This window comes from Bradyrhizobium betae, assembly GCF_008932115.1.
GTDB lineage: Bacteria > Pseudomonadota > Alphaproteobacteria > Rhizobiales > Xanthobacteraceae > Bradyrhizobium > Bradyrhizobium betae.
The window spans coordinates 1,887,728-1,903,144 of record NZ_CP044543.1 but is presented as its reverse complement, the minus strand read 5'-3'; the positions used below and the strand labels follow the sequence as shown (position 1 = coordinate 1,903,144).

At 65.0% G+C, this 15,417-nt stretch carries 13 protein-coding genes and 1 pseudogene; 6 read left to right on the top strand and 8 right to left on the bottom strand.

Annotated features, from left to right (window positions below; translation table 11 throughout):
• Nucleotides 1-135: 135 nt before the first annotated feature.
• Complete coding sequence (trhA, locus tag F8237_RS09050) at nt 136-831, top strand: PAQR family membrane homeostasis protein TrhA (RefSeq protein WP_151643870.1); 696 nt, start codon at nt 136-138, stop codon at nt 829-831.
• Between the two features lie 47 nt (nt 832-878).
• Nucleotides 879-1,673 (top strand): SDR family oxidoreductase, encoded by a 795-nt coding sequence (locus F8237_RS09045; protein ID WP_151643868.1) that lies wholly within the window; start codon nt 879-881, stop codon nt 1,671-1,673.
• Between the two features lie 140 nt (nt 1,674-1,813).
• Here the strand turns inward: F8237_RS09045 and F8237_RS09035 are convergent, their stop codons facing one another.
• Nucleotides 1,814-2,275 (bottom strand): MarR family winged helix-turn-helix transcriptional regulator, encoded by a 462-nt coding sequence (locus tag F8237_RS09035; RefSeq protein ID WP_162005952.1) that lies wholly within the window; start codon nt 2,273-2,275, stop codon nt 1,814-1,816.
• Nucleotides 2,276-2,350: 75 nt separating this feature from the next.
• Here F8237_RS09035 and F8237_RS09030 point away from each other — a divergent pair.
• Nucleotides 2,351-3,127: pseudogene (locus F8237_RS09030) on the top strand (SDR family NAD(P)-dependent oxidoreductase).
• A gap of 76 nt (nt 3,128-3,203) precedes the next feature.
• Here F8237_RS09030 and mdlC read toward each other — a convergent pair.
• From mdlC to F8237_RS09010, 4 genes are all read right to left on the bottom strand, one after another.
• A complete protein-coding gene (gene mdlC, locus F8237_RS09025) occupies nt 3,204-4,826 on the bottom strand; it encodes a benzoylformate decarboxylase (protein ID WP_151643864.1) in 1,623 nt (540 codons plus the stop codon).
• Nucleotides 4,827-4,964: 138 nt separating this feature from the next.
• Nucleotides 4,965-5,816, bottom strand: coding sequence for an HTD2 family dehydratase (locus F8237_RS09020; RefSeq protein WP_151643862.1), 852 nt, complete (start codon nt 5,814-5,816; stop codon nt 4,965-4,967).
• A gap of 15 nt (nt 5,817-5,831) precedes the next feature.
• Nucleotides 5,832-6,935 carry a CaiB/BaiF CoA transferase family protein gene (locus F8237_RS09015; protein WP_151643860.1) on the bottom strand — a complete coding sequence of 368 codons (1,104 nt, stop codon included), beginning with the start codon at nt 6,933-6,935 and terminating at the stop codon, nt 5,832-5,834.
• Nucleotides 6,936-6,944: 9 nt separating this feature from the next.
• Entirely contained in the window at nt 6,945-8,114 is a 1,170-nt protein-coding gene (locus F8237_RS09010) for an acyl-CoA dehydrogenase family protein (RefSeq protein ID WP_151643858.1), read from the bottom strand.
• 125 nt (nt 8,115-8,239) lie between these two features.
• On the opposite strand from F8237_RS09010, the gene F8237_RS09005 reads away from it, so the two are divergent.
• Entirely contained in the window at nt 8,240-9,160 is a 921-nt protein-coding gene (locus tag F8237_RS09005; protein WP_151643856.1) for a LysR substrate-binding domain-containing protein, read from the top strand.
• A 271-nt stretch (nt 9,161-9,431) separates the two neighbouring features.
• Here the strand turns inward: F8237_RS09005 and F8237_RS09000 are convergent, their stop codons facing one another.
• Together F8237_RS09000 and F8237_RS08995 are read right to left on the bottom strand one after the other, a co-directional pair.
• On the bottom strand, nt 9,432-10,706 hold the full coding sequence (locus F8237_RS09000) for a cytochrome P450 (RefSeq protein ID WP_162005951.1): 1,275 nt from the start codon (nt 10,704-10,706) through the stop codon (nt 9,432-9,434).
• A 25-nt stretch (nt 10,707-10,731) separates the two neighbouring features.
• Nucleotides 10,732-11,997, bottom strand: a complete 1,266-nt coding sequence (locus tag F8237_RS08995; RefSeq protein WP_151643852.1) for a cytochrome P450 — start codon at nt 11,995-11,997, stop codon at nt 10,732-10,734.
• A 402-nt stretch (nt 11,998-12,399) separates the two neighbouring features.
• Between F8237_RS08995 and F8237_RS08990 the strand changes: the two genes are divergently transcribed.
• Nucleotides 12,400-13,545, top strand: a complete 1,146-nt coding sequence (locus tag F8237_RS08990; RefSeq protein WP_201280207.1) for a DUF898 family protein — start codon at nt 12,400-12,402, stop codon at nt 13,543-13,545.
• 3 nt (nt 13,546-13,548) lie between these two features.
• Nucleotides 13,549-14,658: a M48 family metallopeptidase gene (locus F8237_RS08985; RefSeq protein WP_151643848.1), complete on the top strand. Its 1,110-nt coding sequence runs from the start codon at nt 13,549-13,551 to the stop codon at nt 14,656-14,658.
• Nucleotides 14,659-14,661: 3 nt separating this feature from the next.
• On the opposite strand, the gene upp is transcribed toward F8237_RS08985, so the two are convergent.
• Nucleotides 14,662-15,291 carry a uracil phosphoribosyltransferase gene (upp, locus tag F8237_RS08980; RefSeq protein ID WP_151643846.1) on the bottom strand — a complete coding sequence of 210 codons (630 nt, stop codon included), beginning with the start codon at nt 15,289-15,291 and terminating at the stop codon, nt 14,662-14,664.
• Between the last annotated feature and the right edge of the window lie 126 nt (nt 15,292-15,417).

The window sequence follows — 15,417 nt, the reverse complement described above, 5'->3', positions numbered from 1 at the left end:
CAAAAGTGGCAATTGCATTGGGAAAATCAAGCTTCATACTTCCACCGCCATTGTCTGCAATCAGCCGATTGAACGACGCGCGGGTGCCAAAAGACCCATAGGAGAGGGCATTCTCTTTAGCCTTTACGGATTGCCATGACCGTCTTCCAACTGAAACAGTTCGCCTCCACCTCCGTCCACGCCGCGGCCGACGCGATCGGCTGGCACTACGATCGTGCCGAGCTGATTGCGGACGGCATCATCCACGCCATCGGTGTCCTGTCCGGGATCATTGCCGCGACAGTCCTGGTGGTGCTTGCGGTGGTCTATGCCGACGCCACCAACATCGTCGGCGTCTCGATCTATGTCGCCGGCCTGCTCTCGATGCTGGTGCTGTCGGCGACCTATAATCTCTGGCCGGTCTCGCCGGTCAAATGGCTGCTCCGGCGGTTCGATCATTCCGCGATCTATCTTCTGATCGCCTCCACCTACACGCCGTTCATTCTGGAGCTGAAAGACAGCGTGTTTGCGCTGGTGCTGCTGGTCTGCGTCTGGTGTGTCGCGATATCAGGCATCGTGTTGAAGCTTCGCTTTCCCGGCCGGTTCGACCGCGTCGCGGTCGGGATCTATCTCGCGATGGGATGGAGCGGCATCATGCTGTACGATTCCGTGGTCAAGGCGCTGCCCACGCTGGTGCTGGGTTTCATCCTTGCGGGCGGCCTGCTCTACAGCTTTGGCGTGATTTTCCATGCCTGGCGGCGGCTGCGCTTCCAGAATGCGATCTGGCACGGCTTTGTCTTGGCCGGCGCGGCATGCCATTATACCGCGGTGCTCGACCTCGTGTTGAGCTGAGCCAATCCGCGAAGCAGTACAAGACAAATAAGAAGAGGAGACGTCGCATGCAGGTGACCGGCAAGGTCGTGGTCGTCACGGGCGGCGCAAACGGGATCGGCAAGGCGCTGTGCGAGGCCTTTCACGCGGCTGGAGCGGCCAAGGTCGTCGTCGCCGACATGGACGCCGCCAACGCACGGGCGGTCGCGGCCACGGTGGATGGCGCGGCGTTCAAATGCGACGTCTCGCAGGAAAAGGATATTTCGCACGTCATCGAGGAGACCGAGCGGCAGTTCGGCCCGATCGAGCTGTTCTGCTCCAACGCCGGCATCGGCGGCGGCTTCGATCCGATGTCGCAAAATGCCGGCGGCGCTTCGGACGAGCCGTGGCAGCGGAGCTGGGCGATCCACGTCATGGCCCATGTCTATGCTGCGCGGCATCTCATCCCCCGCATGAAGACGCGAGGCGGCGGCTATTTCCTCAACACGATCTCCGCCGCGGGCCTGCTCTCGCAGGTCGGCAGCCCTGCCTATTCCACCACCAAGCACGCCGCTGTCGGCTTTGCCGAAAACCTCGCGATCTCGCACAGGGCTGACAACATCAAGGTCTCGATCCTCTGCCCGCAGGGCGTCGACACCAACATGCTGCGCTCGATCCCGAAGGGCCCGCAATCCGGCGACGGCGATCTGACGCCCGAGCAGGTCGCAAAGGACGTGATCGCCGGCCTCGATCAGGAGACGTTCCTGATCCTGCCGCATCCCCAGGTGCTCGGCTACATGCGCAAGAAGACCGAGAATTACGACCGCTGGATCGGCGGCATGGCCAAGATCCAGGCGAAGATGCGGGAAGAGTTCGGGAAGTAGGGAAGGCTGGTGCCGCCCACGCTGCTGTCATTCCCCGCGAAGGCGGGGAATCCAGTACGCCGCGGCCCGTCGGTTCTACCACAACCGTCTCGGACTACTGGATCGCCCGGTCAAGCCGGGCGATGACACCGAGAGTGCCGCTACGCCGCCGGCTCCACCCCGTTATCCGCGCGACTCTCCCGCAGCGCCCGCGCATAAAGCATCATCCCCTCGCGCACCTTGCGCTGTTCCGCCTCCGTCAGCACCGCCAGCGCGCCGCGCACCTGCTGCCGGCCGAATGCATGCAGCGCCTCCTTGGTGCGCCGGCCTTTCGCCGTCAGCGACAGCCGCTTGCTGCGTGCATCGAGCTCATCCGGCGTCTCCCTGAGCTCGCCGCAATCGATCAGCTTGCGCACGAGGCGGCTGACGCTGGATTTTTCCAGCCGCAGGAAATCGCCGAGCTCGCCTGACGTGAGCGGGCCGCGGATGCCGATCTCCAGAATCGTATGCACGGCCGAGGGCGGATAGTCCGAAGCCGCGACCGTGGCATCCATGAAACCGAGCTCGCGCACCATCAGGCGCGAGGCGGCGCGGATGTCGTCGATCAGCGAAAGCCCGGCCATCTTGACTCCATGCATACAGTTGTATCATACAACTATCTGCACGCAACGACGCGCGCAAGCGTTTTGGAGTGAGCCATGAGCGGAGCTTTGCCGGCCGGAGTGCGGATGAGAGGCAAGGTCTGCCTCGTCACGGGCGGTGGTAGCGGCATCGGCCGCGCCACGGCCTTGCGGATGGCGGCCGAAGGCGCGTAGGCGATCATCGTTGCAGGCCGCCGGGAGACCGAGATCGAGACCGCCGCCGCTGCGTGCCGCGAGCTCGGTGTGGAGGCCATCCCGCTCAAGACCGACATCACGCGCGAGGATGACGTCGCGCGCCTCGTCCGCACCGCCATCGAACGTTGCGGCCGGCTCGACGTCGCCTTCAACAATGCCGGCTTCCAGGAGCGCCGTGCGCCACTGGAAGAGCAGGGCATGGACGTCTACGACAGCGTGTTCGACACCAATGTCCGCGCGCTGTTCCTGTGCCTGCGCCATCAGCGGCCGGCGATGCTCGCGCAAGGGCGCGGCAGCATCGTCGTCAATGCTTCCGTCAGCGGCGTGCGAAATCCCAATCCCGGCTTCTCGCTCTATTCCGCGTCGAAAGCCGCTGCGATCTCGCTAACGCGCTCGGCGGCGATGGAGAACGCGCCGCGCGGCATCCGCATCAACGCCATCGCACCCGGCCGCGTCGTCACCGACATGATGCTGTGCGCTGGCGTCGGCGATATCGCAACCGTCAGCGCCGGCCTGCCGCTGCGGCGGATGGGGAGCCCGGAGGAGGTTGCGGAGGCCGTGGTGTGGCTGTCGTCCGATGCATCGTCATACGTGGTCGGACACGTGCTCGCGGCGGACGGGGGATTTTTGGCGTCTTAGTTGGCGGCGCGCGCGCAACAAACTCAGTGTCGTCCCCGCCTAGTGCACAATTGCGGACTAGGCAGGGACGACATCTTCAATGCTTCTGCCCGTAAAGCACCGGCACCGCCGAATCCACCACGACCTCGACGAGGCTGGTCCCCTCATACGCCATCCCGCGCTTGAGCGCTTCGCCCAGCTCGCCCGCCTTGCTCACCCGTACCGCATGGCAGCCCATGCCTTCGGCGAGCCGCACGAAATCGATCCCCGGCAGCTCCAGCCCGGGCACGTTGCGCACCTGCATCACCTGGCTGAACGAGCGCATCGCGCCGTAGCCGGAATTGTTGATGACCACGATGATGAGCGGCAGCTTGCGCTGCGCAGCGGTCCACAGCGCCTGGATCGAATACATCGCCGAGCCGTCGCCGATCAGGCAGACGGTGCGGCTGTTCGGCTTGCCGAGCGCCATGCCGACGGCGGCGGGGAGCGAATAGCCGAGGCCGCCGCTTGCCATGGTGTAGAAGGAATCCTGGCCGCGCATCGGCATGAATTTCTGCATCGCCGGCCGGTGCGAGGGAATTTCCTCGACCAGTGACGCGCCATCGGGCATTGCCTGCGACAACGCATGCAGCAAAAATTCCACCGGCAACGGATCGGCCGCCTGCGGCGCCGGCGGCAACGTGCGGCCCTTCGGCGTTGCGCGCTTGCTCTCCGGCAGCAGGTCGAGCAGCAAGCCCAGCGCCGGCTTCATGGTGGCGATGATGCTGGTGCCTGATGGCGTCACCGCCGCCGCATCCGGATCGTCGGTGATCTGGAAAATGGTCGCGCCGCCATCGAAGATCGCAGCGTGGCCCTCGACATGGAAGGTGAACACCGGCGCTCCGATCACGACGACGAGGTCGTGCTCGCGCAGCGCATCGGAGAGCTGCGCGGGCGAGGCGTGCAGGAAGCCCGCGAATTGCGGATGGCGTTCGGGGAACGAGCACCGCGCCGAGAACGGGCTGACCCAGACGCTGGCCTTGGCCTTCTCGGCCACGCGTACCATCAGATCTACCGCGCCGGCGCGATCGACGCCGGGGCCGACGACGAGGGCAGGGTGCTTGGCTGAACCGAGCGCCGCGACCAGCGCCTTCATTGCCTCAGGCTCGGGTCCGATCTCGCGGCTGACCTTGCGCGCTTCGACCGGCGCACAGGCATGCGCCCAGTCGTCGACCGGGATCGACACGAAGGTCGGCCCGCAGGGCGGCTGCATCGCGGTGTAATACGCGCGCGCGATCGCGGCCGGCACGTCCTCGGGCCGGGCCGGCTCGACGCTGTACTTCACATAAGGTCGCGGAAACTCCGAGGCGCGCTCGGCATAGAGGAACGCCTGCAAGGGCAGGATCGAGCGCGCCTGCTGGCCGGCGGTGATCACGAGCGGCGTCTGGTTGCGATGCGCGGTGTAGATGTTGCCGAGCGCATTGCCGACGCCGGCCGCCGAATGCAGATTGACGAAGCCGGCATTGCGTGTCGCTTGCGCGTAGCCGTCGGCCATGCCGACGGCGGAGGCTTCCTGCAGCGCCAGCACGTAGTCGATGTCATCGGGCCAGTCGCTCAGGAACGGCAATTCGGTCGAGCCGGGATTGCCGAACACCCTGTCGATGCCTAAAGAGCGCAGCAGGTCGAGGGTCGCCTGCTTGACGGTGACGGATCTGGTGCCGCTCTTGCCGTTCTTGGCCATGGTTTCCGTCCCCTTCTTGTTCCTCATCCTGAGGAGCGCGTCTTCGCGCGTCTCGAAGGATGAAGGCCCGGCTGGTGGCCTCGCCCTTCGAGACGCGCGAAGGCGCGCTCCTCAGGGTGAGAGTCTAGCAGCGGCGCGTCACCACACCGCCGTGCCCTTCATCGTCGGCTGCCCTTCGGCGTTCGCGGTCCACAGCTCCATGCTTTCGCCGTTGTCATTGGCGTTGATGGAGAACTCCGTCCCCTCGAACAGCGGCTGCAGCCCGCGATAGGTGAATTTCCTGGGTGCCTTGCCGCCGCGCAGCTTCGCCGCCAGTTCGACGATGAACGCCGCCTGCAGCGGGCCGTGGAAGATCAGGCCCGGGTAGCCCTCGACCTTGGTGACGTAGTCGCGGTCGTAATGGATACGGTGGCCGTTGAAGGTCAGCGCAGAATACCGAAACAGCAGCACCGGATCGGAGACGTGGGTCTCGCGGTGCTGCGCCTTTGGCGGCGGAGGCGGGGCCTTGGCCGATGCTGGCGCGCTGCTCGTCATCTCGCGATAGACGATGTCCTGCCGCTCACGGATGGCGACGCCGCGTGGGCTGGAAATGCTGTGCTCGACCGAGACGAAGCAGAGCGTGCCGGTCGATCCCGATTTCACCTGCACGTCGGCAATGCGCGAGGTTCGCGTCGATTCATCGCCAACCTGCAGCGGCTGCAGGAACTCGATCTCGCCGCCGGCCCACATCCGGCGCGGCAGCGGCACCGGCGGCAGGAAACCGCCGCGGGTCGGGTGGCCATCCGGGCCGAGCATCGACATCGGAAACACCGGCTGCGCCAGGCACCAATGCACCGTAAACGGCGCGGCGTCGCCCTTTTTGGGCTCGCCCACCTCCTGGAACAGCGTCGCGCGCAAACCCATGACGAGGTGCGCGGTGACGGTGTCGGTCGCCTCCTGGCTGCGGCCGATCCATTGCCGCAAATGGTCGATGTCGAGCTTCTCGGTCATGACGCCTCGCTCTTGTTATGACTTTTTGGCTGGTTTCTCGCCGATCGCGGGCACAGCGCCGTAGCTGCGCGTCTCGCCGACGACGATCGGAGCCGGCGCGGGGTAGCTGACGCGCCCGTTCGGCGTGTCGACCTCGATGCGGCGCAGATGCGGATGGTTGGTGAGGTCGGCCATGGTGTTGACCTCGGCAAAGGCGATGTCGGCATCCGACAGCCGCTTCAGCAGTTCGTCGCGGGTCAGGCTGCCGAAGGCATCGGCCACCGTCTTGTCGGTGAAGTCGCGGTTGCGCACGCGCTCGACGCCGCTCGCGACACGCGGATCGTTCGGCAGGTCGGGGTTATCAAGCACCTTCGCGCACAGCGTCTTCCACTCGCGCTCGCTCTGGATCGAGATCAGGATGTCCTTGCCGTCCTTCGAGGTGAACACGCCATAGGGCGCGATCGAGGGATGACGCAGGCCCATGCGCTTGGGCGGATTGCCGGCTTCCGAGTTGAGCAGCGGCACGGTGCACCAGTCGGCCATCACGTCGAACATGGAGATGCGGATGTCGGCGCCCTTGCCGGTGCGCCCGCGCCCGATCAGCGCTTCCAGGATCGCCGCATGCGCGGTTGCGCCGGTCGCGACGTCGACGATCGACATGCCGACGCGCGAGGCGCCATCGGGGTTGCCGGTAATCGAGGCAAGCCCGCTCTCGGCCTGGATCAACAGGTCATAGGCCTTGCGCTGCGCGTAGGGGCCTTCGTCGCCATAGCCCGTGATGGTGCAGGAGATCAGCCTCGGGTAATCCTTCAGCAGCCGCTCGCGCGAAAAGCCGAGCTTGTCCATCGAGCCGGGCTTGAGGTTCTGGATCAGCACGTCGGCGCTGGCGATCAGCTTCTCCAGCTCGGCGCAGCCCTCTTTCGTCGCGAGATCGACCACCGCCGATTGCTTGCCACGGTTGAGCCAGACGAAATAGCTGCTCTGGCCCTTCGCCGCCGCGTCATAGCCGCGGGCGAAATCGCCCTCGGGCCGTTCGATCTTGATCACTTCCGCGCCGGCATCCGCGAGGCGCGACGAGCAGAACGGCGCCGCCACGGCCTGCTCGACCGCAATCACCCTGATCCCGTCCAATGCTCCCATGGCGCGACCTCAGTACGAGCGGGGCATGCCGAGCACGTGCTCAGCGATGAAGGACAGCACGAGATTGGTCGAGATCGGCGCGACCTGATAGAGCCGCGTCTCGCGGAATTTGCGCTCGACGTCGTATTCCTCGGCGAAGCCGAAGCCGCCATGGGTCTGGACGCAGGCGTTCGCCGCTTCCCACGATGCATCGGCCGCCAGCATCTTGGCCATGTTGGCTTCCGCGCCGCAATCGAGTCCGGCCTCGTATTTGCGCGTGGCTTCCTTCACCATCAGCTCGGCCGCGCGCATCGCGGCGTAGGCCTTGGCGATCGGGAACTGGATGCCCTGGTTCTGGCCGATCGGCCGGCCGAACACGCTGCGCTCCTTGGCGTAGTTGGTGGCCTTGGCGATGAACCACTTGGCGTCGCCGACGCATTCGGCCGCGATCAGGATGCGCTCGGCATTCATGCCGGAGAGGATGTAGCGGAAACCATTGCCTTCCTCGCCGATCAGATTCTCCGCCGGCACCTTCATGTCGGTAAAGAACACCTCGGTGGTGGCGTGGTTCATCATGGTGCGGATCGGGCGGATCTCGAGGCCCTTGTTCTTGGCCTCGCGCATGTCGACGATGAACACCGAGAGGCCGTCGGTGCGCTTCTTGACCTCGTCCTTCGGCGTGGTCCGTGCCAGCAGCAGCATCAGGTCGGAATGCTCGGCGCGGCTGGTCCAGATCTTCTGGCCGTTGACGATGTAGCCGGCATTGCCGTCCTTGCGCGCGAAGGTCTTCAGCGAGGTCGTGTCGGTGCCGCTGGTCGGTTCGGTGACGCCGAACGCCTGCAGCCGCAATTCGCCGCTCGCGACCTTCGGCAGATATTTCGCCTTCTGCTCGTCGCTGCCGTGCCTCAGCACCGTGCCCATCGTGTACATCTGGGCATGGCAGCCGCCGCCGTTGCACCCGGCGCGCTGGATCTCTTCGAGGATCGCCGCCGCCGCGGACAGCTTCAGCCCCGCGCCGCCATATTCCTCGGGGATCAGCACCGAGAGATAGCCGGCCTCCGTCAGCGCGTCGACGAAGGCCTTCGGGTAGGCCATCTCGCGATCGAGCTTGCGCCAATATTCGCCGGGAAACTGCGCGCAGAGCTTTGCGACGGCGTCGCGGATGTCGGCGTGATCTTCGGTGTGGTGGTCTTCACTCATGGCGTTTCCTAATGGGTGCGGCAGTCAAGATAACGCCGGCCAACCCTCTGGCGTTGTGAAAACAATGCCAGCCCCCTATGCTCATTTGCTATAGCGTATGGAGTAGCCTTCCAGGATTGGCAAGCATGGATTTCCGTCAGCTCAGGACCTTCAGTTGCGTGGCGGAGCTCGGCAGCCTCTCCAAGGCCTCCGATACGCTGCGCGTGGCGCAGCCCGCGCTCAGCCGGCAGATCAAGCTGCTGGAACACGAGCTGCGCGTCGATCTGTTCACGCGCAACGGCCGCGGCATGGTGCTGACCGAAGCCGGCCGGCTGCTGCTGGCGCGCACCTCCGGCATCGTGCGCCAGATCGACCAGATCCGCGACGACATCCAGTCGGCCAAGGGGCCGCCGTCCGGCCAGGTCGTGCTCGGTCTCGTCCCGACCGTGAGCTGCGTGCTGTCGGCGCGCTTTGCGCGGCGCTGCGTCGAAAAATTTCCCGGCATTTCGCTGCGCATCGTCGAGAGCTACAGCGGCCACCTGGTCGAATGGCTGCATCGCGGCGAGATGGACCTTGCCATCCTCTACGGCCGCTCCGCCGATCTGCATCTCAACGTCGAGAGCCTTGGCCGCGACCACATCGTCGCGGTCGGCCCGCGCGGCTGCGGCCTTGCGCGCAAGAAGAGCGTCGAGATCGGCTGGCTGTTGCGGCAGCGGCTGGTGCTGCCCAGTCATTCCCACGGCCTCCGCGCGCTGATCGAGCACGCGGCGGCCCAGCGCAAGATCAAGCTCAACGTCCAGCTGGAAGCGGATTCGTTTCGCGTGCTGACCAGCCTGGTCGAGGAGGGCCTCGGCTTTGCGCTGCTGCCGCCGTCGTCGGTCCACGGCGAGGTCGCGGCCGGCCGGCTGGAAACAGCGCCTGTGTCCAAGCCGATGACGCGCGAGCTCATTTTCGCCTCTCCGATCGACCGCCCGGCCTCGACGGCCTCGCTCGCCATCACCGCCCTCCTGCGCGACGAGGTCGCCGCCTGCCGCAAGGAAGGCCTGTGGGACATCAAGCTGAGCTAGATGCTTGCAGTGTCGTAGAACAGCCGCGCGCCATCGTGCCTTCGCATCTTGCGCGAGCTGTCATGCCGGAATTTTATAGCTGGGCTGGATGAGATGTGTGGGGGCGTGCGCCAGTGGCTTCACTCTCGGTGTCATTGCCCGCGAAAGCGGGCAATCCAGTATTCCAGAGGCCGCAGTGCTTGAGCCGAGAAGCCGCGGCATACTGGATGCCCCGCCTTCGCGGGGCATGACAGCGGTGATCGAGGAAGCACCTACCGGATAGCGTACCCGCTCACCCCGGAATCCTCACCGGCAGCGACTCATACCCCTTGATGAAGCTGGAATAGATCCGCTTCGGCTCGCCGACCACCTCGATCCGGTCGAACCGCTTCAGCATCTCCTCCCAGACGATCCGCAGCTGCAGCTCGGCGAGGCGCATGCCGACGCAGCGGTGGATGCCGAATCCGAAGGACAGATGGGTGCGCGGGCGCGGGCGGTCGATGATGAAGTCGTTCGGCTTTTCGAACATCTCCTCGTCGCGGTTGCCGGAAACGTACCACATCACGACTCGGTCGCCCTTCCTGATGTGCTTGTCGCCGATCTCGGTATCCTGGAGCGCGGTGCGGCGCATATGAGCCAGCGGCGTTTGCCAGCGGATCACCTCCGGCACCATGGAATCGATCAGTTCCGGATTGGCGCGCAGTCTGTCGTACTGCTCCGGGTTCTCGTTCAGCGCCAGCACCGAGCCGGTCATGGTGTTGCGCGTGGTGTCGTTGCCGCCGACGATGAGCAGGATGATGTTGCCCATGAGGTTGTCGGGGTCCATGAAGCGCGTGGCGTCGTTGTGCGCCATCAGCGACAACAGGTCGTTGCGCGGCGCGGAGTTGACGCGCTCGTTCCAGAGCTTCGACATGTAGGCGTAGCACTCGTCCATCTCGCGGCGGCGCTCTTCGGCCGAGGCGACGATGCCGCTCTTGGGCAGCGCGGTCGCGACATCCGACCAGCGCGTCAGCTTGCGCCGCTCGTCCCAGGGGAAGTCGAACAGGGTCGCCAGCATCTGCGTCGTCAGCTCGATCGAGACCCGCTCGACGAAGTTGAAGGTCTCGTTGCGCGGCAGATTGTCGAGCACGGTCTGCGAGCGCTGGCGGATCAGTTTTGCCAGCTCGTCCAGATGCGCCGGCGTGAACATCGGCGACACCGTCTTGCGCTGCGACGAATGACGTGGCTGGTCCATGGCGATGAAGCTTGGCCAGTCATAGCCCTGCGGCACGTCGCGGATCCCGATGCCGCCGAGCGTCGAGTCGGACGAGAAGATGCCGTGATTGGTGTCGACATGCATGATGTCGTCGTACTTCACCACCGACCAGTACGGCTCGATCGGTGCGTTGGTGCAGTAATGCACCGGCTCTTCCTTGCGCAGCCGTTCGAACCACGGCCACAGCGTGTCGTCCTGGAACAGCCTGGGCGCGCCGGGGTGAAACTGCGCCAGCGGCGTCGCATAAGCCTCCTCGCGGGCCCTGCGCATGCGTTCGGCCTTGTCCACTTTAAGCGGCGCTTGGATGTTCATGGTGGTGGCTCCAGATGATCGTGTCTCACGCCGCAATCTTCACCGGCAGGGTTTCAAGACCCTTTACGAAACTCGAATAGACCCGCTTGGGTTCACCGATCACGTCGATATGGTCGAAACGCCTCAGGATCTCTTCCCAGATAATCTTGAGCTGGAGTTCGGCAAGCCGCAAGCCGACGCAGCGGTGGATGCCGAAGCCGAACGACAGATGCGTGCGCGGGCGGGCGCGATCGATGATGAAGTCGTAGGGCTTCTCGATCGCTTCCTCGTCGCGGTTGCCCGAGACGTACCACATCACGACCTTGTCACCTTTCCTGATCTGCTTGCCGCGGAACTCGAAATCGGCGAGCGCGGTGCGGCGCATATGCGCCAGCGGCGTCTGCCAGCGGATCACCTCCGGCACGAAACTGTCGAGCAGCGCCGGATTGTCGCGCAGCTTGCGATACTGCTCCGGATGCTGGCTCAGCGCGTGGAGCGAGCCTGACATGGTATTGCGGGTGGTGTCATTGCCGCCGACGATCAAAAGAATGAGATTGCCGAGAAAGTTCTTCGCATCCATGTCGCGCGTGGCGGCGCCATGCGCCATCATCGATAGCAGGTCGCTTTTCGGCGGCTGCGCGATGCGCTCCTTCCACAGCCGGGCGAAATAGCCGGCGCATTCCGCAAGCTCGGCCTGCCGCTCGTCCTCGGTGGCGACGAGGCCGTCGGGCCCGGGAATGGTGGTGGCGATATCGGACCAGCGCGTCAGCTTGCGGCGGTCCTCCCAGGGGAAATCGAACAGCACCGCAAGCATCTGGGTGGTGAGCTCGATCGAGACGCGATCGACCCAGTCGAACACCTCGCCGCGCGGCAGATTGTCGAGGCACTCCGCCGAGCGCTTGCGGATGTTGAGCGCGAGATTGTCCAGATGCGTCGGCGTGAACATCGGCGCCACGGTCTTGCGCTGCGCGGCATGGCGCGGCGGGTCCATCGAGATGAAGCTCTCGCGGCGCAGATCCGGGTCGATGTCGCGGATGGTGATGCCGCCGAGCGAGGAGGCCGAGGAGAACACCGAATGGTTGGTCTCGATCTCCATGATGTCGTTGTAGCGCGTCACCGACCAGTACGGCCCGAACATCGAGTCCTTGCAGTAGTGCACGGGATCTTCCCGGCGCAGCCGGTCGAAATACGGCCAGAACGTATCGGTCCTGAACAATTCAGGATCGCCGGGATCGAATTGCTCCAGCGGCAGTGACGACGCACGCTCGCGCAACGCGTCGAGCTTGGCCGCGCTCTCGATGGTCCCATGCATGACCGTTCTCCCTGACATTTCCCCGCGCGCCTTTTTATGAATTCTGCGCTGCGGTATTTGATTTGCAATTACAACCCGTTGTCGGCGCCGGAGCAAGGGAGAGTTTTGCCACAAGGGTAGTGTCGTAGATGGGGTAACGGGCCCCGCAAACCTTCCAGTCAAGCCGCGCGACGCGCGCAATCAAAATAGCGCCGTAGCTAGCGCGGCTTGACTGGAAGGCCTCCGGGGCCCGTTACCCCATCTACGAAGCGTGACCCGCCGCACGCCTCTCATTCCGAAATCGTGCGAGAAACCGACGGAAATCGAGCCAAATCGAACCCGCCCGTCTTGGGACCCGACTAATCTCTGATCTATAGTTTGACCGGAATAGGTCCGCACCCCGAGGTTGCCGCCGTGAACGACATGCAATGGGCCCCGATCGGCTCCGAACCCTTGCCCCCGCCGTTGCCGCCGACGCTGTTCGATTTCACCGGCGACCGCTCCGAGTTTCGCAAAATGGTCACCAAGGGTGCCATGCTGGAGCTCGTCACCTTCGGCTTCTACCGGTTCTGGCTCGTCACCGACATTCGCCGTCATTTGTGGTCGCATACCGCGATCGGCGGTGACGCCGCCGAATACACCGGCCGGGCCAAGGAGCTCTTGATCGGCTTCCTGTTCGCGCTCGCGATTTTGGTGCCGATTTACCTCGCCTATTTCCTCGTCGGCATCGAGTTCGAGCGCTGGCAGGGCTTTGCCTCGACGCCTCTGTTCATCAGCTTCTACGCCTTCGGCCAGTTCGCGATCTTTCGCGCGCGGCGCTATCGGCTGACGCGCACGGTCTGGCGCGGCGTGAGGTTCTGGATGGACGGCTCGGGCTGGGCCTATTCGTTCCGCGCCATGGCGTGGGGCTTGCTGGTGTTCTTCACCCTCGGCCTGGCGCTGCCCTGGCGCGAGGCCTCGCTCGAACGCTACAAGATGCGGCACACCCATTACGGCGAGTTGCACGGCGACTTCGAGGGCGACGGCTGGACCTTTTTCAAGCGTGCGTGGTGGCTGTGGCTGCTGAGCCCGCTCGCGCTGCTCATCTTCCCGCTCGCGCCGTTCTTCTATGCCGAGTTCAAGGCGCGCGAATGGCGCTGGTGGCTCGACGGCATCCGCATCGGCGGCGTCAGCCTGTCCTCGCAATTGCCGCATGACGCCTTCTACGGCCTGTACTGGAAAGTGATCGGCTGGTGGATGCTGCTCACGACCGTGTTCGCCGCCTATATGGGCGGTGCCGCCTTGCTGGTCGTCCAGCTGAGCGGGGTTCCGGCCGATCAGGTGTTCGAAGCCGGCAATACGGCCAGGAGCATCCCGATGGTGGCGATGATGGTCATCGGCTATTTTGCCCTTGCGCTCGCGATCAACATCGTCATGCGGGTCTACCTGCAGCGTGATATCTGGGCCAAGGTGCTGGAGACCGTCGAGGTGCACAACATCGGAGCCGCGGCGGACGTGCGCGGCAGCGGCGAGCTTGCCAGCGCGCTCGGCGAAGGTTTTGCCGACGGGCTCGATGTCGCGGGATTTTGATCTGTGAGTGAGTTGTCACCTGAGTCTCCGGCGCAGTCCGCCAGGCCGACGATCTTCTTCGATGGCGTGTCGAGCCGCAGGCGGCAGGTGACGCTGGCGCTCGGCGACGCGCTCGAGATCGCCGAGGAGGGCGGGGCGCCCGTTCGCTGGGCCTATGCCGACATCCGCCGCGCCGACAGCCCGGCCGGAGTGTTGCGTCTTGCCTGCACCTCCGCGCCGTCCCTGGCGCGACTCGAAATCCGCGACGCCGCGCTGGCCGCCGACGTCACTGCCCGCTGCATGCGTCTCGACGAGCATCAGACCTCGCGTCGCGGCGTCGCAAAAATCGTCGGCTGGTCGGTGGCGGCCGCCGTCTCCATCGTCTGTGTCGTGCTGTTCGGCGTGCCGCTCGCCGCCGATCGTCTCGCGCCGCTGGTGCCGAAACCGATCGAGCGGCGCATCGGCGATGCGTCGGAGGTCCAGGTCAAGACCGTCTTCGGCGGCAAGGTCTGCGAGGATACGGCCGGGAAAGCTGCCTTCGTCAAGCTCGTCAACCGCCTGCGTGATGCCGCCGGTCTCGACGACGATGCCATGACGGCGGGCGTGCTGCCGACCTCGGTGCCGAATGCGTTCGCGCTGCCCGGCGGCAAGGTCTACGTGCTGAAGGGCCTGCTCGACAAGGCCGAGAGCCCCGACGAGCTCGCCGGCATCCTTGCCCACGAGCTCGGCCATCTCAAGCATTACGACAATATGCGCGGCCTGATCTACAACGGCGGCACCTCGTTTCTGATCGGCCTGCTGTTCGGCGACGTCACCGGCTCCTCCGCCGTGATCTTCGCCTCGCGCAGCGTGGTCGAAGCCTCCTATTCGCGCGAGGCGGAGACCGCCGCCGATACGTTCTCGATCGAGATCATGCACAAGCTCGGCCGCTCGCCGAAGCCTGCGGCGGAGCTGATGTTCCGCATCACCGGCAAGGAAGGCGGCGGCCTCACGTCGATTCTGGCGAGCCATCCGCTCACCGAGGACCGGCTCGCCCGCATGACGAAAGAAGACCGCCCCGCCAGCGGCCCGCCGCTGCTGACGGACAAGGAGTGGCAGTCGCTGAAGGGAATTTGCGGCAGCGGGAAGATCTGAAAGTTATCGCGTCCCGTAAGCGCGGTCGCCGGCGTCGCCGAGACCCGGGATAATAAAACCGTTTTCGTCGAGGCCTTCATCCACCGCGGCGGTCCAGATCGGCACGTCCGGATGCAAGCCCCGCAGGCGCTCGAGTCCCTCCGGCGCCGCGATCAAACAGGCCAGGCGAATATCCTTGGCGCCGCGCTCCTTCAGCCGGTCGATTGCGGCCACGGCGGTGTTGGCGGTGGCGACCACCGGCGTCACCACGATGGCGAGGCGCTCGCTGAGATCGGATGGCGATTTGAAGAAATACTCGACCGCTGCGAAACTCTCCGGCTCGCGGTAAAGCCCGATATGGGCGACGCGCGCGGTCGGCACCAGATCCATCATGCCGTCGACGAAGGTCGTGCCGGCGCGCAGCATCGGCACGAACACCAGCTTCTTGCCGGCGATCTTGGCCGAGTGCATCGTCGCTAGCGGCGTCTCGATCATGGTGTCAGTGAGCGGCAGGTCGCGCGTCACCTCGTAGCACAAGAGCATGCCGATCTCCTTGATCAGCTCGCGGAACGACTTTGTCGAGATCGATTTGTCCCGCACCAGCGTCAGCTTGTGCTGCACCAGCGGATGATCGACGATCGTGACGCCTTCCATGATCGGATGCCTTTCTTCCTTCTCCCCTTGCGGGAGAAGGTGGCGCGAAGCGCCGGATGAGGGGTCTGCTTCTACGAACTCCAATGAGAGATATGTCTGCGGAGACAGACCCCTCACCCGCCTCGC